This is a genomic window from Collinsella sp. AM24-1 (genome assembly GCF_003470325.1).
Lineage (GTDB): Bacteria > Actinomycetota > Coriobacteriia > Coriobacteriales > Coriobacteriaceae > Collinsella.
Genome location: NZ_QRHM01000002.1, coordinates 25,920 through 47,260, shown reverse-complemented (window position 1 = coordinate 47,260; position 21,341 = coordinate 25,920). Strand labels below are relative to the sequence as shown.

At 58.4% G+C, this 21,341-nt stretch carries 17 protein-coding genes; 7 read left to right on the top strand and 10 right to left on the bottom strand.

Annotated features, from left to right (window positions below; genetic code table 11):
• Window positions 1-11 precede the first annotated feature (11 nt).
• The 3 genes from DW661_RS01010 to DW661_RS01000 form a co-directional block, all read right to left on the bottom strand.
• Window positions 12-1,310 (bottom strand): chloride channel protein, encoded by a 1,299-nt coding sequence (locus DW661_RS01010; RefSeq protein WP_118934214.1) that lies wholly within the window; start codon window positions 1,308-1,310, stop codon window positions 12-14.
• 125 nt (window positions 1,311-1,435) lie between these two features.
• Entirely contained in the window at window positions 1,436-1,969 is a 534-nt protein-coding gene (locus DW661_RS01005) for a TIGR00730 family Rossman fold protein (RefSeq protein WP_117635830.1), read from the bottom strand.
• A 36-nt stretch (window positions 1,970-2,005) separates the two neighbouring features.
• Window positions 2,006-2,431 (bottom strand): potassium channel family protein, encoded by a 426-nt coding sequence (locus DW661_RS01000; RefSeq protein ID WP_055252221.1) that lies wholly within the window; start codon window positions 2,429-2,431, stop codon window positions 2,006-2,008.
• 213 nt (window positions 2,432-2,644) lie between these two features.
• Between DW661_RS01000 and DW661_RS00995 the strand changes: the two genes are divergently transcribed.
• Both DW661_RS00995 and DW661_RS00990 read left to right on the top strand, forming a co-directional pair.
• Complete coding sequence (locus tag DW661_RS00995) at window positions 2,645-5,449, top strand: transporter substrate-binding domain-containing protein (RefSeq protein ID WP_158568397.1); 2,805 nt, start codon at window positions 2,645-2,647, stop codon at window positions 5,447-5,449.
• Between the two features lie 41 nt (window positions 5,450-5,490).
• Window positions 5,491-5,970 (top strand): pyridoxamine 5'-phosphate oxidase family protein, encoded by a 480-nt coding sequence (locus tag DW661_RS00990; protein ID WP_118934210.1) that lies wholly within the window; start codon window positions 5,491-5,493, stop codon window positions 5,968-5,970.
• 69 nt (window positions 5,971-6,039) lie between these two features.
• Here DW661_RS00990 and DW661_RS00985 read toward each other — a convergent pair whose 3' ends face one another.
• The 4 genes from DW661_RS00985 to DW661_RS00970 form a co-directional block, all read right to left on the bottom strand.
• Window positions 6,040-8,232 carry an ATP-binding protein gene (locus DW661_RS00985; protein WP_117647361.1) on the bottom strand — a complete coding sequence of 731 codons (2,193 nt, stop codon included), beginning with the start codon at window positions 8,230-8,232 and terminating at the stop codon, window positions 6,040-6,042.
• Window positions 8,229-9,098 (bottom strand): ABC transporter substrate-binding protein, encoded by an 870-nt coding sequence (locus DW661_RS00980; RefSeq protein ID WP_117635835.1) that lies wholly within the window; start codon window positions 9,096-9,098, stop codon window positions 8,229-8,231. Before DW661_RS00980 ends, DW661_RS00985 begins: the two co-directional genes overlap by 4 nt.
• A 142-nt stretch (window positions 9,099-9,240) precedes the next feature.
• A complete protein-coding gene (locus DW661_RS00975; RefSeq protein WP_118934209.1) occupies window positions 9,241-10,455 on the bottom strand; it encodes a MalY/PatB family protein in 1,215 nt (404 codons plus the stop codon).
• A gap of 112 nt (window positions 10,456-10,567) precedes the next feature.
• A complete protein-coding gene (locus tag DW661_RS00970) occupies window positions 10,568-11,305 on the bottom strand; it encodes a tRNA (N6-threonylcarbamoyladenosine(37)-N6)-methyltransferase TrmO (RefSeq protein ID WP_233547428.1) in 738 nt (245 codons plus the stop codon).
• A gap of 140 nt (window positions 11,306-11,445) precedes the next feature.
• On the opposite strand from DW661_RS00970, the gene DW661_RS00965 reads away from it, so the two are divergent.
• The 3 genes from DW661_RS00965 to DW661_RS00955 all read left to right on the top strand — a co-directional run bounded on the left by DW661_RS00965 (window position 11,446) and on the right by DW661_RS00955 (window position 13,152).
• Complete coding sequence (locus DW661_RS00965) at window positions 11,446-12,273, top strand: TipAS antibiotic-recognition domain-containing protein (protein ID WP_117647358.1); 828 nt, start codon at window positions 11,446-11,448, stop codon at window positions 12,271-12,273.
• A 51-nt stretch (window positions 12,274-12,324) separates the two neighbouring features.
• On the top strand, window positions 12,325-12,570 hold the full coding sequence (locus DW661_RS00960) for a glutaredoxin (protein ID WP_117635838.1): 246 nt from the start codon (window positions 12,325-12,327) through the stop codon (window positions 12,568-12,570).
• 315 nt (window positions 12,571-12,885) lie between these two features.
• A complete protein-coding gene (locus DW661_RS00955) occupies window positions 12,886-13,152 on the top strand; it encodes a ribbon-helix-helix protein, CopG family (RefSeq protein WP_055252530.1) in 267 nt (88 codons plus the stop codon).
• Window positions 13,153-13,283: 131 nt separating this feature from the next.
• Here DW661_RS00955 and DW661_RS00950 read toward each other — a convergent pair whose 3' ends face one another.
• Complete coding sequence (locus DW661_RS00950) at window positions 13,284-14,237, bottom strand: tRNA-dihydrouridine synthase (RefSeq protein WP_117640864.1); 954 nt, start codon at window positions 14,235-14,237, stop codon at window positions 13,284-13,286.
• A 123-nt stretch (window positions 14,238-14,360) separates the two neighbouring features.
• Between DW661_RS00950 and DW661_RS00945 the strand changes: the two genes are divergently transcribed.
• Window positions 14,361-14,888 carry a DUF3592 domain-containing protein gene (locus tag DW661_RS00945; protein ID WP_117635840.1) on the top strand — a complete coding sequence of 176 codons (528 nt, stop codon included), beginning with the start codon at window positions 14,361-14,363 and terminating at the stop codon, window positions 14,886-14,888.
• 63 nt (window positions 14,889-14,951) lie between these two features.
• Window positions 14,952-16,085: a hypothetical protein gene (locus tag DW661_RS00940; RefSeq protein ID WP_117648493.1), complete on the top strand. Its 1,134-nt coding sequence runs from the start codon at window positions 14,952-14,954 to the stop codon at window positions 16,083-16,085.
• Window positions 16,086-16,159: 74 nt separating this feature from the next.
• Here DW661_RS00940 and DW661_RS00935 read toward each other — a convergent pair whose 3' ends face one another.
• Together DW661_RS00935 and DW661_RS00930 are read right to left on the bottom strand one after the other, a co-directional pair.
• The gene (locus DW661_RS00935; protein ID WP_118934205.1) at window positions 16,160-19,414 is read right to left on the bottom strand and encodes an ABC transporter ATP-binding protein/permease; all 3,255 of its coding nucleotides are present in this window, start codon (window positions 19,412-19,414) and stop codon (window positions 16,160-16,162) included.
• Window positions 19,415-19,635: 221 nt separating this feature from the next.
• Entirely contained in the window at window positions 19,636-21,327 is a 1,692-nt protein-coding gene (locus DW661_RS00930) for an FAD-dependent oxidoreductase (RefSeq protein ID WP_118934203.1), read from the bottom strand.
• Window positions 21,328-21,341: the final 14 nt, after the last annotated feature.

Here is a 21,341-nt window from a genome sequence, read left to right as displayed (position 1 = left end):
GCGCCACCGTACTACTTGCGCAGCGGCTTGGGAAGCGGAATGCCGGCGGCGATAACAGCGGCGATGATCATGCAGACGATGCCCTTGAGCGGGAAGCACATGAGCAGCAGGCCCACGACCATGACGGGCTGACGCATGACGGCGCCCATCGTCGAGGCGGTGCAGACGGCGACGCAAAAGACCGGATCTGCGCCGGTGAGGATGGCAAGGCCATAGCCCAGGCTCACACCCGAGAAGATAACCGGGAAGAAGTGGCCGCCGCGCCAACCAAGGTTGATGAGGGCGGGCGTCAGCATGGCCTTAACAAGACCGGTCGCGATAAGCACGCCAGCGGGAATGGTCAGATAGGTTTCCATGAGCACATCGGCCTGGGTCTCGCCGGCAAACATGGTGTAGGGCAGGACCGTGCCACAGATGGCGAGCGCCAGGCCGGCCAGCATGGCCTTGACGACCGGGCGCTCCCCTATTGCATGGGACAGTGCCTCGCTTGCATGCTCAGAGACAAAGTACAGCCAACCGCATACGGTGCCGACCAACGCCAGCGGAATGAGCCAGACAAGTTCCAGGTTACCCACCTGGGCGGCCTCGAACCTGGGCATGCCCATGCCGCCGCCCATAAGCTGGCCGAGCAGCAGATAGGTGCCCAGACCGCCGGCAATCGCGATGCCGTAGACCACGGTCTTTTGCGCCTTGGGCAGCTTGATGGTGATCTCATCGGACGCGGAGTCCTCGCCAGCGCCCTGGCCGTCGGCGCTACCGGCGAGCGGCGCCACAAAGCCAAACACGGGCGCGGTAAAGAGCGCCGTCAGGGCAGCCTGGGTGCCCAGCAGCGTGAGCTCCCTAAACTCGGCGCCAAAGCGACGCATGCGGTCGCCGACCCAGCTGCACAGACCCGCGATAACTCCGGTCAGGCCGGCCTCCGGTCCAATACTTCCGCCAAACAGCAGCGGCAGCAATGCCGCAAGCGAAAGCTTGCCGAGGTTGTCGTACGGGTAGCGACCGTCTTGTTTAACCTTGGCCATCACCTGGTTGAGGTCATCGGTCTTGGTGCCCGTAATCTTTTCGTACAGACCGATCAGCAGGCCGCCCAGCAAGCAGACAAAAAACGGGTACGGCAGAAAACCGAACGGGCCGCTCGCGAGCTCAGGCGAAGCGACGCCCAGCGCGTGCGGAATCTCGGTCCATAGATAGTCGACACCGTGCTCCATCGCAAAAAAGAACAGCCAGACCGCGGCGCCTGCGAACGCACCGGTCACGGCAACGCTAACTAAAAACAGCGCACGGTTTTTGGGTTTTGCAAGACTATCCATCGGGACCTCCCGTGGTCAAATTCGGCAAAGATACGTTTTATTGTAGAGCGAGCGTTACCCGAACGAGCCAACCGTCTGCGCCGCAAACGGCACCATTGGGAGTCATAGTGGGGCAGGCTCAAGACTTATCCGTTGATAATCGAGGCAATCTCGCGCAAATCGTCGGCAAAGTAGATGCCGTGCTGGCGCCTCGGGCTCGAAAGCCCTTTATCAATCATGTGCTCGAGCAACGCCTTAAGATCGTTGTAGTAGCCCCCAAGGTTGTACAGAATGCACGGCGCATCGAGATGCCCCAACGACACGGCGGACATGACCTCGGCAATCTCCTCGAGCGTACCCGTCCCACCGGGAAAGGCGATGAACGCGTCACCGAGCTCAATCATCTTGGCCTTGCGTTCGGCCATGTCACTCGTCACGATGAGGTCGTCGATACCGTCATGTTGAAACTCGGCCTCGATAAAAAAGCTCGGTTCAACACCCGTCACGTGTCCACCTGCCTCGAGTACGCTATCGGCGAGCGCACCCATCAGACCCGACTTGGACCCGCCGTATACCAACGCGTGTCCGTTAGCGCCAATCCAGTCGCCCAGCTCCTGCACCGCGGGCAGAAACGCCGGGTCATTGCCGACGCTGGCACCCAGGTATACCGTGATATTCATATTCAGTCCCCCTCGTCGTGACGCGCGGCGCCCGTTCTAGCGTTGGCGTCGGCGATATTCGCGCACACGGCGCGATAGGTCGGCAAGCTCGTCACGATCGAGCTCTTCCAAATGCTCCAGATCATCCATAAAGCGCGCCATGGTGTCCTTTTGGCGCATCTTGATGAGCGTATTGCAGTAGTTCACCGCCACGCCCGTGAGCATGGCGATGTAGAAGATGCTGATGACGCTCAAAACGACGGTGATAGCGCGGGCAACCGGCGTCTCGGCCGGGATATCACCGAAGCCGATCGTCGATACGGTCTCAAAGCTAAACCAGAGGCCGTCGCCAAACGTAAGGGTCGTGGGCTCGGACAGCCAGACGGCCGTCGAGCACAGCAGATAGAAGACGAGAAACAGGCCCGTGATGCGCGCAAAGCCAGCCTGGCGCAACACGTCGGCAAGCGTCCTCAACTTGTTCATCGCGACCCCTTTTCCCAGACGCCCAATCACATTCGCTCGGTATTGTCCCACGCCTCCCCCGCAAACGGAACTAGTCATTGGGGACGTTCTTAAACGACTAGTCAGTTAAGAACGTCCCCAATGACTACCTAACCGTTTAGCGGTGCGGCGGCTGAATGGGCAGGCTGAGCTGGTATCCTTATGCGAAACTGTCTCAACTCGATAGGATTTCATGTGAAACCTTCCGCCGTCCTTCGCTTGGCTCTATATCGCACCCTGGCCGTCGCGCTTGCCGCGCTCGCCATACTGAGCGCCGTCATGCCCGCCCCCGCCTTTGCCGCCGACTCCGACCAGCAGGTCAAGACGGTCCGCGTTGGCTGGCTCGTCAACAACAAAGGCTTCCAGGAAGGCATGCCGGGCGAGCGACTCTCGGGGTGGGGCTACGAGTACCTCCAGACCCTCTCGTATTACACAAAGGGCTGGCAATACGAATACGTTAGCGGCACCTTCTCCGAGCTTATGGACATGCTCGAAGCAGGCGAAATCGACCTCATGCCCAACATCTCGTATTCGGCAGAACGCGAGCAGAAGCTGCTCTTTTCCTCGAACCCCGAGGGCACCGAGCGCTACTACATCTACGCCAGGCCCGACCGCGACGACCTGGCCAAGGGTGACCCCCAGGCGCTCCAAGGCCTCACCATCGGCTGCAACTCTGGCGTTATGCAAACTATCGTCGGCCAGCAGTGGCTCGCCGACGAAGGCGTTACCTGCACCTATAAAGAAATCGACACCGGCAGTGCCCTCTTTGAGGCGCTTGCAGACGGCGAGGTCGACGCCGTCATCATGAACGACACCATTTCGTCGCCCGATGCGTCACCCATGTTCTACGTAGGCTCGAGCGACTACTATTTTGCCGTTCCCAAAAGCCGCCCTGATCTGATGAACGACATCAACGCCGCCATGACGACCATCGCCCGCGATAACCCGCGCTATAACGAGGAAGTCAAATCGAGTTACTCGACCCAAAACAGTGGCTCGTCATCGCTCACCGGCCCCGAGACCACCTGGCTCAAAGAAAACGGCAATACCATCACGATCGGCTATCTTAAAAACCAACTTCCCTACTGTACGCAAAATGACGACGGCGAGATGGAAGGGTCGCTCGCCTCGCTTGCAACGACGTTGCACGACAAGTTTGGCATTACGGTCAAAACAATCGCACTCTCGAGCAACAAACAAATGATCAAAGCCCTTTCCAACGGGACCATCGATGTCGCCCTGCCGTTGTTTCGCGACTACTGGCTCGCCGAGCAGACAGGGGTCATCCAGTCAAACTCGATGGGAACGGTTTCGCTGACCGCCATTCACAGTGGCAAAAACCTGAACAGCGACCTTAAGAACATCGCTTGTACAAAGAGCACAATCGTTAACCGTTTTGAGCTCGAAAGTCTCTTTCCGAACGCAACGGTAACCGAGTATTCGAATGACGGCGAGGTGCTCAAAGCCCTCGATGAGGGGAAGGCACGTTGCATCATTGTCCCCAGCACGCGCCTGGAAACTCTCCGCGACATCTACGACATCGAGGATTTCGAAACACAGGAACTCACCAACACGGCACAACTATCGTGTTTAATTTCGCGCGGCAAGCCCGAGCTGCTGGGAATCATCAATAAGGGCATCGTCAATGCAGGTGAATCGCTCTCTGCAAACAGCTATTTCCCCACATCGTACTCGGCGCAAGAATCGGATGCGTTCCGACTTCTCTACCGCAACCGCATCGTCATTGCGGCAGTCGTCATCTGCATTTTGCTCACCGGCATCGTCATCCTTGTCTGGTCGCTTTACCGCGCACAGGAGGAACGGCAGAAAGCCGATGCCGCCAACGCCGCCAAAACCGCTTTCCTCACGCGCATGAGCCACGACATCCGCACGCCGCTCAACGGCATCCTGGGCCTTATCGAAATTGAGGAATTGAGAGAAGGCGACATGCAGGTCGCCCGCGAAAGCCGCGCCAAGGCGCGCGTTGCCGCCAATCACCTGCTGTCACTGATTAACGACATCCTCGAGATGGGCAGGATCGAGGAGCGCAAAGTGACGCTCGAGCACGAATCATTCAACCTTAAAGAGCTGTGCGACAATGCGCTCGTACTGTGCAAGCTCCGCGCATCGGACCGCGGCATAACCATGCTCGACACCAGCGAGCCCTACGCTGTCGACCAATATATGATCGGCAGCCCCACCCATATTCGGCAGATCCTTGTCAACCTGCTCGACAACAGCATCAAGTACAACAAGCACGGAGGCACCGTCACGTTCTCATCGACCATCAAGCCGGTCGACGACGAGCACGCCGTGTTTTGCTTTAGCGTCTCGGACACCGGCACTGGTATGACGCCCGAGTTTTTGACGCACATTTACGAGCCGTTTGCCCAGGAAGGCGACGATGCGCGTAGCAAGTTCCAAGGAACCGGCATTGGCATGTCTATCGTCAAATCGCTCATCGATATGATGGGCGGCACGATTGAGATTTCGAGTGAGGTTGGCGTGGGAAGTACGTTTAACGTCCAGATTCCGCTCGAGATCGACAAGAACCCTCAGGCAAGAGAAGGTGCGGACGAGCAGGCGATCAGCTGCTCGCTTGCCGGCATGAACGTTCTTTTGGCCGAAGACAACGAGCTCAATGCCGAAATTGCCCAGGCCCTGCTCGAAAGCGAAGGCATCGTCGTAACTCGCGCCGCCGACGGCAAAGAAGCGGTCGAACTATACACTAGTCGTCCCGCCGGCAGCTTCGATGCGATCCTGATGGACATCATGATGCCGGGTATGGATGGCTACGAGGCAACTCGCGCGATTCGTCTGAGCGAGAAGGCCGATGCAGCCGACATCCCCATCATCGCGCTCACCGCCAATGCCTTTGCCGAGGACGCCAAGGCGGCACACGACGCTGGCATGAACGCCCATCTGCCCAAACCGCTCGACTTTAACAAGCTCAAAAACATCCTCGCCCGCATCAAGAAAAACGGGGCTGTTTCGCTATAGTTTGTGCTCAACCACCATGCGCAGTAGAAAGGAAGCCAACGATGTTTAGGCCCTTACGTCGAAAGAAACGCGCCATCACCGACGAGGAAGCGCGCGAACTGCTCGCCACCTGTAAGCGCGGCGTCTTTGCCGTCAACGGCGATGATGGCTACCCCTATGCCATTCCCGTCAACTACTTCTTTGACGCCGAGCACGACAAGATTTATTTCCATGGTGCCAAGGCTGGCCACAAGGTCGATTCACTCAGGCGTGATGATAAAGTCTGCTTTACCGTTTACGGCAACGAGTGGTACAAGGACGATGACTGGGCTCCCTATGTTATGAGCACCGTGGTCTTTGGTCGTTGCCGTCTGGTAGATGAGACACCTGCGTTTATCGAGGACAAAGTCCGCCAGCTCGCGCTTAAGTACTACCCCTCTGCCGAAGAAGTTGAAGAGGAAATCGCCAAAGACATCAAGGGCGTCCAACTCTACGAGATTTCGATTGAGCATCTTTGCGGCAAGCAGATCCATGAAAAGTAAGCCCAAAAACAGGTCCTGCAAATAGCAAAATGGCTCGGTTCCAACCAGTATTGGAACCGAGCTATTTGTTTATGAAGCGTCGGCGGCTATGTGCGCAAGCGCCTCAACGAGATCCTGAGAACTCACGGGTTTGCTCAGATGCGCGTTCATGCCCGCCTCGCGCGAAAGCCTACGGTCGTCGGCAAAGGCATTGGCGCTCACGGCGATAATCGGCGTGGTCGCGGCGTCCTCGCGATCGAGCGCTCGAATCTGACGCGTGGCCTCAAGGCCATCGATGCCGGGCATCATGATGTCCATCAATACCACGTCGTACTCGTGCGGCGCGCTCGCGGCAAACGTCTCGACGGCAGACTCGCCATCTTTAACATGTGTCACGACGGCACCGGCGCGGTCGAGCGTAAACTGTGCGATCTCGGCATTCAGGTCGTTATCCTCTACGAGCAAAACACGCAGGCCCTGGATCACGTCGCTGTCGCCTGCATCCACGCGAACTGCCTGGGGAATCTCGGAACTCTTGCACTTCTCAAACGGCAGGCAAATGGTAAACGTCGTCCCCCGCCCCAAGGCGCTCGTAAAGCTCATGGTTCCGCCCATAAGCTCGACCAACTGTTTGGCAATAGACGCGCCCAGGCCAGTTCCCGATGAAGCGCCTTCCACCTGCTGTTCCTCGCGGCTGAACGGCTCGTAGAGGTGCTGTTGAAACTCCTCGCTCATGCCAATGCCGTTATCGGCGATCGTGTATTCATAGACGGGGACACCGTCCACCGGCTCCACCTCGCGGCATGTCAGGCGAACATAGCCGCCCTGGCGGTTGTACTTGACGGCATTACCGGCAATATTGAGCAACAGACGCTTGAGGTGCGTCACGCTCACCCGGGCATAGGGATGATCAAGAGTCCGTTGGTCGCAGATAATTGTCACCAGGCGCTCCTCGGCTTGGCGCTCCAGAATATCGCACACCTCACGGTTGAGGGCCACCATATCTGTAGGCACGAGATTCAGGTCGACCTGCCCGCTCTCCAAGCGGCTCATATCGAGTGCCTCGTTCGCAAGGTCGAGCAACAGTCCCGACGCCGTCCAGATCTTTGAGCGGCACTCAGTCTGCTTTTGCAAGTCGTCCGCGTTGGCATTGCCCACCTCGACCATACCGCGAATGCCGTTGATGGGCGTGCGCAGGTCGTGACTCATGCGACGCAGGAACTCCGTCTTTGCAGAGTTGGCAGACGAAGCTTCGCGCGCCGCTTTTGCCAGTTTGTCGCCATAGTCGCGCTCCTGCAGCAACAGGTCGGCAAAGCGTTGGCTCTCGGCGCGGCGGCGCACCAACACAACAGTGGCTATAACACCGCCGTAGAGTGCCAACACGCTGGCAACAACAGCGGCAACAACCTCAAAGTAACGCTGCGCGGGAGCATAGGTGTACACGTAAAAATCGCGCGCTTTACCAAATGTGCCCAGATACCACTCACCGCTGTCGTTAACCAATCTGACCTTACCAGCCAGGCAACGCTCCTTAATGCCGTTGACAACGATGGCATCCGTCGCAGGCAAATCGAACACGCCTGACACGGCGGGCTCAACAGCGTTGGTCGCAACGACCTTACCGTCGTTTTCGATCACGATATTGCCGCTATCGATGGTCTCATAACCATCGAGCAAGCTCTGCAACTTGAGCGTATTGCTCGCGACCGCCTTGGCGCTCTGGTGCCTCACCGCGACAACGATGCCCTCACCGTCCCGCCGGGCCACGCAGCCAATGTCTGCGACCGAATCGTCCGCAAGCGTAATGCGAGCGGTATAGGACTTAAGCGGATGGGCTGCCACCTCCAGCACAGGCGCCTCTTTGAGATTCGCGGCGAGCGACTCGTAGCCCACGTCATCCTTCGAGGACTCGGACACCAAGTTGCCCGATGCATCCGTTACGATCAGCGCTGTCACATTAAACTGGTCAGCATATTGCTCCAACGTAGCGTTATCCACCGAGCCGTCGCGCTCCATATCGCGCGCCGCCTCTCCGGCGATCTCCATAACGCGAATCAGGTTTTTGGTCGCATAGGCGCTGTTGAACGCATCGTAGGAAAGGCTCTGTGTCGCCACGTAATCGACAACGTCGGCAAAGCGCTGCTCGGCCTGAGCTGTCGTGTAGGCGTAGCTCGTCACGCCGGCAACAATCGAGAGCGCTATCCCCAACAGGACGACGATGAGCCATTCCCGTGCCGAACGATCGCCCCGCTCCTGAGCGGTGTGGTCGGACGCATCAATCATGACAGGCCCTCCACATTCAAAAAGGGCGAAGGGTCATCAAAATACTTTGACACCAGGCGCTCCATGGTGCCATCGGCAAGCATTTCTTGGTAGGCATGGGTGAGCTTAACGTCGATGCCGCGTGTGTCGTTGATATCGAAAGCGGTGCCCAAACCAACCTCTAGCAGCGGCTCAGACAAAATGCGATACGTCACGCCATAGTCTTTTTCGTAGGTGAGCAGCGAGGACTCATGCGCGGCGATGGCGTCGACTAGGCCCTCGACAAGCGCCGGGTTCAGGTACGAGCGGTCCGAAAAGCTGTAGAGCTCCTTAATCTGCGGAACGTTTTCATTGGTGTGATTGAGCAGAATCGATTCGGGCTTGGTGGTGGACTGGACCGCCACGACCCTACCCTCAAGATCGGCAAGCGTGTAGATATCGCTTTCGGGATCGACAGCAACCACCTGTCGGCTCGCAAGGTACGGCCCCGCCCAGCGATACTCGCCTTCGCGGCCCGTCATACTAAAGCTGCCCATGACGCAATCGAGCTCGCCGCTCGCCAGCAGCTCTTTCTTCTTTTCCCAGTCGATCAGCTGGTACTTTGGCTTGTAGCCAATGCGGCCCAAAGCCTCGGTCAAAATATCGACATCCAGGCCAACAATATCGCCGTACTCGTTGCTATACACAAACGGTGGATAGAGGTCGCTGCCAACGTTGAGCGTCTTAAGGTTGTCGTCTTTGACCTGCGAGGCGGCTGCGCCTTCTGATGCAGACGCCGCGGCCCCATCATTCAACCCGGAACAGCCAGCTATCGCCACGACAAAGGCGCCCACCACTGCAAGCGCAACAAACAACGATATGGCGGCCGAGCGACGAGGTCTTTTCATCGAGCTCCAGACGATCCTGTTTACAGACTCAAGAGCAAAGATATTAGCAGACAAAACCGCGCTTGCGCTCAATGGTTACAGATGCTTTACCATACGGGGCCTTCCAGCCAATCTGGCAGACAGCCCCGCATGCAGCACTCACTTACCGTGCATTAAAAACGTAGCGGTCCAAGCGGTCGCACGCCTCCCTTACACGCGAAAGCGGCAGCGCCAGATTCACGCGAATGTGGCAAGGTCCATGGAATGGACGGCCGTCCTGATAGCCCACGCCCACACGCGCCCCCTCGTCGAGCAGCCACTGAATATCGCAGCCATGCTCGCGGCACCACTCCGTGCAGTCCAGGAACACCATATAGGTGCCCTGCGGGCGCGAATAGGACACGCCCTCAAAATGCTCGTCCACGTAATCGCAGAAGTAGTCAATGTTGCCCTCGATAACCTCGTTGAGCTCATCGAGCCACTCGTAGCCCTGCGGCTGGTAGGCGCCGATAAGCGCATGCATCGAAAGGACATTCATCTCGTTGTAGTGGGTCTTATTGGACACGGCGCACACGCGGTCGCGCAGCGTCTCGTTATAGATGATGTGGTAGCTGCCGACCAGGCCCGCCAGGTTAAACGTCTTGCTGGGCGCATAGAGGGCGACCGTGCGCATGCGGGCATCCTCGCTCACCGACTGCGTCGGGATATGCTTGTGACCGGGCAAGATGATGTCGGACCAAATCTCGTCCGAAATCACCACGCAATCGTGCCGGCGATAGATGTCCATGGCGCGCTCGATCTCGTCGCGCTCCCATACGCGGCCACAAGGATTGTGCGGCGAGCAGAACACCGCGGCGTGGATGTGGTTTTGGGTGAGCTTGCGTTCCATGTCCTCAAAGTCCATGCGCCACACGCCCTGGTCGTCGAGCTTAAGCGGGCTGTGGACAATGCGATAGCCCGCGGCTTCGATGGACTTGGTAAAGCCGATGTAGGTAGGGCTGTGGACCAGCACCGCATCGCCCGGCTGGACATACGCCCGCAGGGTCGACACGACACCGCCCAGCACGCCGTTTTCGTAGCCGATATGCTCCGGGAGCAGACCCTCGACGCCATTACGTCGGCTCTGCCATTCGATGATGCGGTCGAAGTACTCGTCGCGCGGATCGAAATAGCCAAACATGGGATGCTGGGCGCGCTGAATGATGTGCTCCTGGACCGTGGGCACCGTGGCAAAATTCATGTCCGCCACCCACATGGGGATGCGGTCGAAGCCCTCGTCGGGCGCGTTCGGAGCCATGCCAGGGATCTCGCCCCAGGAGTCAACGGCGATGGCGTCCATGCCGTGGCGGTCGATAAGCGAAGTAAAGTCGTATTTCATGCTGAGCTCCCGTGCAAAGCGGATTGTTTTGATAGGCGTTATTGTCCACCAGCGTGGGCGATTTTGGCACGGGGTTTGGCGTTGAATTTGGCGAGCGCCATCGAATGGCTGGCTAGTCCCGCGCGTCGTTGACGGCGGTTACCGTCAACTTGGATCCGTCAACCGTAAAGGATATGTCGAGCCCAGCGTAAGCCAAGTGGTAAATGCGGTTTGGCTCGTGCTTGCTACCCGCGCGGCGCGGATCTTGGCGAAGGACCTCGACCAACCCGGGGAGCTTCGTGGGCGGGACCATCTCCTGCAGCGCTTGCGGGAAGTCAACGTCGAGCTCTTGCCACGGCGCATCCTCAATCCAGCCGCCGGTCGCATCCGAGTGGCAGTCCGCAAACGGAATGTAGGGCTTAATGTCGTAGATGGGCGTGCCGTCACGCAGATCCGCTCCCAGCACATGGATGATGGGACCGTCGTCGGTAAGCTCGACACGATCGAGCTTGACGCAGGTAAGACCGATGGGATTGGGGCGAAACGGGCTGCGTGTGGCAAATACGCCCACGCGCTCGGCTCCACCCAAGCGCGGCGGACGCACGGTCTTCGACCACTTGGCGTTGGTGCCGGACCTATCCTGTGTCTTGGCATCGGCGGCGATGTCTTCGGCCGCGCCGCCGGGTGTTCCGTTTTCAAAGCGCCAGAGCAGCCACAGGTGAGAGAAGGAGTCCAGACCCTCAACTGCCGCGCTGGAGGCAAATTCCGGCTCAAAGACGATGCGTCCCTCAAGATGGGGCGCCAAAAAGCTGTTGCGCGGGATGCCGAACTTTTGCGGCAGGTCGGTATGTATGTGTGCAATAGGTTTCATGCCGGTCATTGTACGGCATGAGGGCATGCGCGATGCGCGTAATCCCTCACCGCGACCGCCCCTTTTGCAACCAACGGTTGCTTGGAAGGGCGTCGGCCGCCGCGTATGCTTAAGCCAACAAGCAGCAGAAAGGAGCCGTTATGGCCTTTGCAGAAAAACTCATCGCCGTCCGTCGCGCCAACAACCTTACCCAAGAGCAGCTTGCCGCCAAGCTCTATGTCACGCGCCAAGCCGTCAGCCGCTGGGAGCGCGGCGAAGTCACCCCGGGCATCGACATGATGAAGCTCATTGCCGCCGTAACCGGAGAACCGCTGTCCCACCTGCTCGAAATGCCCGAGCACTATTGCCAGAGCTGCGGCATGGTGCTCACACCCGACGACTGCGGCACCGATGCTGCGGGCACCGCGACCGATCATTACTGCAAGTGGTGCTACGACCACGGCAAGTACACCTACGACACTACGATGGAGGCAATGATCGAGGATTGTGCCCCGCGCCTGGCACAAAACACCGGTATGTCGCTCGACGAAGCTGTCTCGCTCATGGGCGCCGTGCTGCCGCAACTGGAACGCTGGCGCGCCGTGCAAGAAAACGAGGAGCGCTACGGCGCCGAAGCGCGGGCGCGCTATGGCGATGAGGCTATCGATGCAGCAAACGAAACGTTACTGGATATGGATCCTCAGACATGGAACGACATGAAGGAACTTGAACGCGCTATTCTGGGCCAGCTCTCGATTGCCATGAGCGACGGCGAACCGGATGGAAGCGAGGCTCGCAAGCTTGTCGCGATGCATCGTCGCTGGATTGCTCTCAACTGGGGATGCGAGCCCCAAGACGAGGCGTACTTGGGGCTCGCCCACGGCTATCTTGCCGACCAGCGCTTTGTTGACTACTACGACAAGCCCTGCGGCACCGGCGCCACGGCGTTTCTGGTACAGGCAATCGAGTCGTCGTTGACGCGTGCATAGACCGCGGCGGCTTTGGGTATTTCAATCGAAACCTCAACCGATTGGAGACCTATGGCTACTGATCACGAGCTCGCGCTCTACGTTATGACCGGCTGCCCGTATTGCATAAAGGTCAAGCGTTTCCTGGCCGATAACGGCGTGACCATCCCCGAGCGTAATATCTCGACCGATTCCGATGCCGAGCAGACGCTCATCGCCGTCGGCGGAAAGCGCCAAGTTCCCTGCCTGTTCATTGACGGCACGCCACTCTACGAGTCGGGCGACATCATCGCGTGGATACAGAAGAACCTGCTCTAGCGTTCTATTGCGGTCGGCCGGCCCCAACGCACAAACCCATACGGCACAAACATGTACGTCAGCATCCAAAGTCGATATTTTTCGACATCTTTGGATGCTGACGTACAGCTATTTGTGGGCAGTCGTTGGGGACGTTCTTAAATGACTAGTTACTTGTATTTTTGTCTACAAAATTGTATACAAAAAGAGAAGCCGCCTCATGGAGCTCATCGCTCGATGTTGCCCCGATCGGGATGGTTACATCATTTACCACGCCCTTGTCCCTCCTACGCGCAAGGTGCTCAGGGAAATCGGAATCGATCGATAGGAGGCGCTATGGACGCTAAACAGCTCGAAAAGATGATGGGGTTTGCTCCCGGTGAGCTAGAAAAAGCCGCAGCGGCATACGAAAAAGATGAGTGGCCGAAGGGCCACACCGTCAAGTTGGGAAGGCCGCCGATTTCCGATGAACCAAGCGTTGTTTTATCGGCACGTGTGGGCGAATCGGTTCTTGAAGCATTTGACGCAAAGGCAAAGCGCCATGGGCAAACGCGCACGGAGCGACTCAGGGAACTCATTACACTCGATGCAATGATTGCCTAGTCCCCTGCCGAACCAAACATGTACGTCAGCATCCAAAAACGATATTTTTCGACATCCTTGGATGCTGGCGTACAGTTTTTTGCATGGGTCCGGCACAGGCGATCCGTTCTTCTCCGTCCCCAAGGGATCATTTAGCCACAAAAGCGGGCGATGGGCGCAAGCTGCTGCTCGCGAAAGACACGGTCGACAGCGGCACGGTATTCATCGACCTTTTTGGTCTTGCGTACGAGTTTGTGAACGGTCGCGGGATCGGCGAAGGCGCATTTGGCGTAGAACCACCACTCCTTCATGCGAAAGACCGCGTTGCCCCCAATCTCGTCCGCATAGGCCGCAAACAGCATGTCATGGAAGCGTTGCAGCTCAGCGGCGGTAGCGGCAGGGTCGCCCTTAACCATGCGAGCCAGCGCGGGATTCGCAAGCAAGCCGCGCCCCAACATTACGTGGCGTGTTCCGGGATAGGCCTTCACCAGCGCATCCATGTCCTCAAGATCAAAGATGTCGCCGTTATAGGCCACGGGGAACGGCGCCCGTTCCAGCGTCTCGCCGTAAAACTCTTTGCGCGGTGAGCCCGTATAACGGTCCTTTTGCACGCGCGGATGCACGATCAACTCCGCCAGCGGCATTCGGCAATAGAGGTCGAGCACGCGCTCGTACTCGTCATCGCATTCGAGCCCCAGTCTGGTCTTGACCGACACCGGCAAGGGCGAGCGTTCGCACACGTCGCTCAAGAACACCTCGAGCTCATCCAAATTGCGCAGAAAGCCTGAACCCTTGCCCTTCGCGACCACCGTACCCGAAGGGCAGCCAAGGTTGAGGTTGACCTCGCGGTAACCCATATCGGCAAGCACCTGCGCCGCCCACACAAACTCGTCCGCATTCTTGGACATCAGCTGGGGCACCACGTTAAGTCCCTGGTTGTTGGCAGGATCGACCTCTTTAAACGCCTTGCCGCCAAAGCGATTGCCCACCCGCGGCGGCGGCAAAAACGGCGTGTAATAACAATCGAGCGCGCCGAAGCACTCCGCATGCACGCGACGGAACACATGCCCGGTAATCCCCTCCATAGGAGCCAGCGATAAATACATCAACATCCATTCTCAAATCAATGTGACAAAGGGACTGTCCCTTTGTCACATAATACGCCCACCGAGGGCGGGGGTTCTCTATACTGAGTCACATATGACGGTATCGCGCCAAAGGAGAACGCCGTGACCACGTCGCAGATATCCCTGCTCGCGCTCATCTTGGTTGGGGGCATCGGCATCCTGCTTATCGGAGTGAGCGCGCTCATGAAAGCCGCCGCTCGCAAGAAAGCCAAGGCCTGTACCGCCGTGACCATGGGAACGGTCATCGACCATCGCTTTATGGGCGAAGGCAGGATGTATCCCGTTTTGGAATACGCCGTCGACGGCACGCAATACCGCGCGAAAAAACAATTCCGTGGCATAAAGACCAAAAGCTTGTCGGGACTCCCCATCCGCACGCAAGCCACCGCCTACGAAGACGCCAAGGGCTGGCTGCACGTGCAGACAGGCCCCATCGCCCGCCTAGGCACCCTCGCGGAGCAGCTTTGGCCCCTCGGTAGCCAAATGACCGTGTACTACAACCCCAGCAACCCAGACAAAAGCTATGTCGAACGCCCCATCGTGGGCAACTTTGCCACACTGATGTTTAACATCGCAGGCTTCTTGCTCATCGCGATGAGCATCTTGCTCTATGTTCTTATCCAGCGCTAGCTCAAACTGATGCGCCCCGCGCCCCATGCGCCGCAACGACCGTTACGACACCAAGGATCAGCCATGGCAACACTTTCCGAACAAGAACGCAAGCGTATCCAGCGATACTGCATCTATCCCAAGATTGCCGGCGCAGCGCTTGCCATGGCGTTTGTGCTGCCTTTTTTGATTATTCCCTTCGAAATGATTGACGATATCGTCTTCCATCATGAAAGCTTCCAGGAGACGGGCATGATGACCGCCTTGGCGCTCACCGCCGTCGAGCTCGCCATCTTCTGCTACTGCGCGCTCGCGCCGCGCTTTGGCATGCGCGGCAAGCAGTGGAAAGAAATGCAGCACCGACTCGTCGTCGAGCAGGCTGAGAAAGACCGCTCGGCACAAATCGCAGGTGTTATCGGTACGCAGGCCGCCGCGCGCCTGCTCAAGAACAGCGACAACGAGACCGCACGCAACCTGGGCGGCGCGGCAGAAGTCGCCGCTGCCGTAGGCGCCGTCGCCACCGCGGCAGACGTGCTCGCCGAAAGCTTTGCCAACGCAAAGGCCATGGCAGAGGCCTGTGGCGTGCCTATCCCCCGTGCAAAAAAGTGGATCGTCGCGCTTGTGGCGCTGCCCCTCGCGATCGTGTGCGGTGCCTATATCCCGCAGCTGGCGCAGGGAAACATCGAGATGCAACAGAACGCAGCGGCCGCGGCCGAGCAGATCGCCATCGCTCGCAAGGCATTAGAGCCCGCATGCGAGCACGTGTCCGCCGATGATCCCTACGAGCGATATCAAGATTACGGCTATCATGTCCGCGGCTATCTGCACGAAGGCGACTCCGACGCCCAGAAGACCTATACGTATCTGGACTTTGACAACAAGGGGACGCTCAAGGAAGTGAGCTACGCGGCAGAGGTCGACCCCAGCGCGAGCCTCGAGGATAACCTTGCCCGCATCGAACGCGAGCTTGACGAGCTTTCCTCTGCCGTTCAAACCGTTGACGTCAAGACGGTGAGCCCCGAGCTCTTGGCACCGCAGAAACTCCCCGAAGAGTTTAGGCAGGCATTTTTGAACGGCTCACTCTACGAGAGAATCTCTATCAGGACGAGTGACGACCTCATCAAAACGTATTACTCGTTTGATACGGATCCCGAGGACGAGTTTGACGAGTACACCCATCCAAGCGTCCGTATTACGCTGATGGGCAAAACAAACTAGAAGGCGAGGGAAGGGGCCACCCCCTTCCCGCGCCTTTTCATCCAATGTGACAAAGGGACTGTCCCTTTGTCACATTATTCGGAGCGTAGGGCTTCCACAGGGTCTTTCTTGGATGCGCTGCGGGCCGGCAGCAGGCCGGCAACGACCGTCAGCAACACAGAAATTGCAATGAGCATCAGCGCATCCCGCAGGGGCAGGCTCATCAGATTGGGTACCTGCTTGGCGGCAAGTGCCCAGGCATTAACCGGAAAGCTCACGGTCACTACGACGACAATGGCAAAGACGCCGGCAATGAGGCCTTCGATAAAGGTCTCGGCGTTGAACACGTTGGCCACGTTGCGCTTGGACGCGCCGATCGCGCGCAGGATGCCAATCTCCTTTTTGCGCTCCAGTACGCTGATGTAGGTGATGATGCCGATCATGATGGAGCTCACCACCAAACTGATGCTCACAAATGCGATGAGCACCAAGCTGATGGTGTTCACGATGTCGGTTACCGAGCCCATGATGATGCCCATGTAGTCGGTGTACGAGATTGCCTGCTCATCGTGGCCAGCGGCTTTGACCTGCTTGTTGTACGCGTCGATGTGATCGAGTACGCGCTCCTTGGCCTCAAAGTCGCGCGGGAAAATCTTGACCGAGATGGGGTCTGCCTCGTCCGCATAGCCCAACGTGGTCAGATTGTTGTCGTAGGTGAGCTTCGACGCCTTGGCATAGCCCATCATGAGCGAACTCAGGTCCTCGGCGTCCATGTTGAAATGGATGGCACGCGCAAAGGCGCTCGCATCCACACGCATAGCGCTCGCCAGGTTGGCAAAACTCGATGACATCTGCGTCGCCATCTGGCCCATGAGCCCTGCCGCGCCCGCCTTGAGCTGGGACGATACCGTCGTGGCAATCTGCTCGCTGACCGCCTTCATCACCTGATCCATAGACTGCTGCAAATACGGAGCCAGCTGCTTTTGCACATAGTCGCCCATCACCTGCTGCAGACGCTCGGCCAGGGCATCGCCGCCAAGCGCCCTGAGCTGAGCCAGGTATTGCTGGGCTGCGACATCATTCTCAAGGTACGCTGAGAATGCGGCAGCAAGCTTTGACGCGTCCTTAAGATCTTCGGGCGACAGCGCCTTAAACTGATCAGACTGCAGAAAGCCCTCAAACAGCTGGTTGGCAAGCGTTCCTACCTGCTGCATCTGCTCGGGCGTGAGTTCCAGACCGTCAAAGATGCCCGAGAAATCTGGGGCCGGCGCTTTGGCCATGATGTCGCTGAAGTCAATGCCCTTCCCAACGCCCGAAAGGTCAAGGTCCAGCCCGGACAAGTCGATACCAGAAAGGTCTATACCGCCGGCCGCACCCGAGAGCGCCGACGAATCGAGAGAGAACGCACTCTTCAGCGCCGCTTCGTCCACACTGAACATGCTGCCCAGTTCCACGCTCTGTTTGGCCTCGCCTTGCAGTTCATCGAAAGACTTGCCCGTAAAGACATCCGTCTCGGGGTGGGCAAGCTGCTCCTGCACGATTTGCGAATCGGCAGCACGCTCCATAAGCTGGCGAGTCAGCGCGTGCGTATAGGCAATACCCGGGGACAACGCGCTCGCGTTTGCCGCCTCGTTGGGTCGCACCACGCCCACAATGCGCACGTCAATACCGTCGGCAACCTTGGCCGCCATAAAGACGGCATCGCCAGACATGTCAGTCCACATGCCGGTCTCTTCGTTTTTGCGATAGGCATCGGACGGCGACAGCACCTTAAACGTCGTGGACAGCGCATCGTCGTAGGTAAAGTCGGTGCCGGCCTTGGGCGTCTCGACCTTGCCGTCGGCCGTCATGGCACTGTTAACCAGGTCGTTAAGCTCATCGATATCCAGCGCACCGATGCTATAGAGGGTGTAATCGCCCACCGTGCCGCGGCTCGAAAGCACCATCACGGCCTCGTTGGCAGACGTAGGCCAATGACCGGCAACGACATCGTACTGGCTGTCGAGCAGGCTCTGGTCGTCAATCATCTCGTTAAAGACCGAGGTCCCCATGGAATCCATGCTCACCGTTGCCGCCGAACTTGCGCCGCCGCTCATGGCCTCGGTCATGGCGTTGGGCACCAGCCGGACAGGCTTCTCATCGCCCTTGCCGGCACGATAGACAACCGGCGATACACCGTAGCCGTACTGAATGGCGTTGACCTCTTTATCGATGCCGTCGCCACCGGCATCGAGCCATGCCTTAAAGCTCGTCATGTCGTTGGACTTAACGCTTGCGAACATGTCTTTTACGGCCGTGACCACAGGGATCTTATCGGTTCCCTTATCTTTGCCACCGGTGGCGTCATCGGACGAGCCCTCGCCCTTGGACGCCTCCTCATCGGTAGCCCCATGCCCGCCCATCATGGATGACAGGTCATAATCTTGTTTGGAAATCGTAAGCGGGTAGCTCGAGAGCGTGTCCTCCTCGACCTTTTTGATGTAGCCGTTTACGCCGTTGGACAGCGCCAGAATCGCTGCGATGCCAATAATGCCAATCGAACCTGCAAAGGCAGTCATGGCCGTACGGCCCTTCTTGGTCATGAGGTTTCGGGCAGAAAGCCCCAGCGCCGTCACAAAGCTCATCGAGGTTTTGCGCGTGGGCTTGGCCTCGCGACGCGCGGCCTCGGCAGCATCAAAGGGATCTGAATCGTCGGTGATCTTGCCGTCCGCCAGGGTGACGATGCGCGTGGCGTACCTGTATGCCAACTCGGGATTGTGCGTGACCATGATGACCAAACGATCGCGCGCAACATCCTTGAGCAAATCCATGACCTGTACGGATGTCGTTGAGTCCAAGGCGCCGGTCGGCTCGTCAGCCAGCACAATCTCGGGATCGTTGATTAAGGCGCGGGCGATGGCGACGCGCTGCATCTGCCCGCCCGAAAGCTGGCTCGGGCGCTTGTCAACGTGCTCGCCCAGGCCAACTGCCTCGAGCGCCTTGCGCGCACGCTGGCGGCGCTCGGCACGCCCCACGCCCGTGAGCGTAAGCGCCAGCTCCACGTTTTCCAAAATGGTCTGATGCGGAATGAGGTTATAGCTCTGGAACACAAAGCCAATGCGATTGTTTCTGTAGGCATCCCAATCGCGGTCGCTGAAATCCTTGGTCGAGATGCCATCGATCAGCAGGTCGCCCGAATCGAAATGGTCGAGTCCACCAATGACGTTGAGCATCGTAGTTTTACCCGAACCCGAGGGACCCAGGATGGCTACAAACTCGTTATCGCGAAAAGACAGGCTTACGCTGTCGAGCGCTACCTGCGTAAACGACTGCGTAACGTACCTTTTGCAAATAACTCTGAGATCCAGCATGGACGGCAACCTCTCTCGCGCGGGCGCGCTCGCCCGCTCCCCCGCCGTTCACGTTCGGCGCGTTTGTCCTACTCTATCCTCATTTTTGGCCGATACCAGTGAGGAATGTAACGAACCGCGCCAAAAAACGAACGGGACAGCACGCCGCATGGCGCACCATCCCGCATATAACATCCCCGATGCGACAAAGAGGCTGTCACTTTGTCACATTCCAATGCGCGCTACTTTTCGAGCCCGCACGGCATAACGTTAGCGCTGCCGCGGCGAGCCTCAGTCACGGCTGCAAAGAAGCGATAGCCGCCCGAGAAGTTAAAGCACTCAAAGCCATGCTGCGCCAAAATGCGGCAAGCAATGTAGCTGCGAATGCCGCTCTGGCAAATCACGTAGACCGGCTTGGCCCGGTCGAGCTCGCCCAGGCGATTGCGCAGATCATCGACGGGAATGTTTACGAAACCATCAATATGCCCGCGCTCATACTCCCCTTCCGTACGAACATCGAGCAGCTGCACGCTGCCATCGCGTGGCAAGTTGGGCTCATCCTCCCAATGCCACTGCGCCAGTATGCCGCGATTGAGGTTCTCGATCATAAAGCCCGCCATATTGACGGGATCCTTCGCCGATGAATACGGCGGCGCGTATGCTAGGTCCAAATCCTTAAGCCTATCGCCGCGCATGCCTGCCTGGATGGCAGTCGCCAGAACGTCGATACGCTTGTCCACACCATCGATGCCCACGATTTGCGCACCCAGCAGGCGCAATCCCTGCTTCTCGAAGACAACCTTCATGGTCATGGGCGTTGCACCCGGATAATAACCCGCATGCGAACCGGGCGACAGGACCACGCTGTCGCAGTCAATTCCCGCCGCGTGTGCTGCCTTTTCGGATAGTCCCGTGCTTGCCGCCGTCAAGTCGAATACCTTGATAACCGATGAGCCCAACGATCCGAGGTAGCAGCTGTCCATGCCGGCTATGACATCGGCGACGACACGCCCCTGCTTGTTGGCGGGGCCGGCGAGCGAAATGACCGCGTCCTCGCCGGTCACCTGATGCGTGACCTGCACGGCATCGCCCACGGCATACACGTCGGCAGCAGAGGTCTCCATGCGGTCGTTGACCACAATAGCCCCCTTGATGCCCAGTTCGAGCCCCGCCTCTTGCGCCAGATGGCTCTCAGGTGCCACGCCAATGGCAAGCAGCACCATATCGGCTCCGATAGGGTCATCGCCCGCAACATGGGTGACAACGCGGCCATCAACTTCCTCAAAACCTGTCACATCGGCCTTGAGGCGCAGATCGATACCGTGCTCACGCACCTCGGTATGCAAAAGGGTCGCCATGTCGCAATCCAGGTTGTTCATAAGCTGGACGGGACGCTGCAGAAGGGTCACCTTGAGCCCCAGCTCGCACAGATTCTCCGCCGTCTCGACGCCAATGAAGCCGCCGCCGATCACGACGGCACTGCTCGGTCGCCGCTCTCGAACATAGCTGTGAATACGCAGCGTGTCCTCAACGGTGCGTAGGCTAAAGATTTTATCCGAGTCGATGCCCGGCAACGCAGGGCGAATCGGCTTTGCACCCGGCGACAGGATGAGCTTGTCATACGTCTCGACAAATTCCTCGCCCGTCAGCATATTGCGAACCTCGACCGTATGCGAATCGGGATGGATGGCAAACACCTCGTGACTCGTCTTGACCGCAATGCGAAAGCGATCCCAAAAGCCCTTGGGAGACTGCAGCGTCAATGCACTCTCTTCTTCTATCACGCCGCCAATGTAGTACGGAAGCCCACAGTTGGCATACGATACAAAACCCGTGCGCTCAAAGATGACAATTTGGGCCTGCTCGTCGAGCCTGCGCAAACGTGCCGCCGCCGATGCGCCGCCCGCGACGCCTCCAACGATAACCACCTTCATAGCTAACGCACCAC

What these genes read in the sequence shown, in the direction of transcription:
- DW661_RS00930 (WP_118934203.1), bottom strand. Translation starts at nt 21,327, where the DNA reads ATGAAGGTGGTTATCGTTGGAGGCGTCGCGGGCGGCGCATCGGCGGCG.
- DW661_RS00990 (WP_118934210.1), top strand. Translation starts at nt 5,491, where the DNA reads ATGTTTAGGCCCTTACGTCGAAAGAAACGCGCCATCACCGACGAGGAA.
- DW661_RS01000 (WP_055252221.1), bottom strand. Translation starts at nt 2,431, where the DNA reads ATGAACAAGTTGAGGACGCTTGCCGACGTGTTGCGCCAGGCTGGCTTT.
- DW661_RS01005 (WP_117635830.1), bottom strand. Translation starts at nt 1,969, where the DNA reads ATGAATATCACGGTATACCTGGGTGCCAGCGTCGGCAATGACCCGGCG.
- DW661_RS00955 (WP_055252530.1), top strand. Translation starts at nt 12,886, where the DNA reads ATGGACGCTAAACAGCTCGAAAAGATGATGGGGTTTGCTCCCGGTGAG.
- DW661_RS00940 (WP_117648493.1), top strand. Translation starts at nt 14,952, where the DNA reads ATGGCAACACTTTCCGAACAAGAACGCAAGCGTATCCAGCGATACTGC.
- DW661_RS00975 (WP_118934209.1), bottom strand. Translation starts at nt 10,455, where the DNA reads ATGAAATACGACTTTACTTCGCTTATCGACCGCCACGGCATGGACGCC.
- DW661_RS01010 (WP_118934214.1), bottom strand. Translation starts at nt 1,310, where the DNA reads ATGGATAGTCTTGCAAAACCCAAAAACCGTGCGCTGTTTTTAGTTAGC.
- DW661_RS00950 (WP_117640864.1), bottom strand. Translation starts at nt 14,237, where the DNA reads ATGTATTTATCGCTGGCTCCTATGGAGGGGATTACCGGGCATGTGTTC.
- DW661_RS00960 (WP_117635838.1), top strand. Translation starts at nt 12,325, where the DNA reads ATGGCTACTGATCACGAGCTCGCGCTCTACGTTATGACCGGCTGCCCG.
- DW661_RS00935 (WP_118934205.1), bottom strand. Translation starts at nt 19,414, where the DNA reads ATGCTGGATCTCAGAGTTATTTGCAAAAGGTACGTTACGCAGTCGTTT.
- DW661_RS00985 (WP_117647361.1), bottom strand. Translation starts at nt 8,232, where the DNA reads ATGATTGATGCGTCCGACCACACCGCTCAGGAGCGGGGCGATCGTTCG.
- DW661_RS00980 (WP_117635835.1), bottom strand. Translation starts at nt 9,098, where the DNA reads ATGAAAAGACCTCGTCGCTCGGCCGCCATATCGTTGTTTGTTGCGCTT.
- DW661_RS00965 (WP_117647358.1), top strand. Translation starts at nt 11,446, where the DNA reads ATGGCCTTTGCAGAAAAACTCATCGCCGTCCGTCGCGCCAACAACCTT.
- DW661_RS00970 (WP_233547428.1), bottom strand. Translation starts at nt 11,305, where the DNA reads ATGAAACCTATTGCACACATACATACCGACCTGCCGCAAAAGTTCGGC.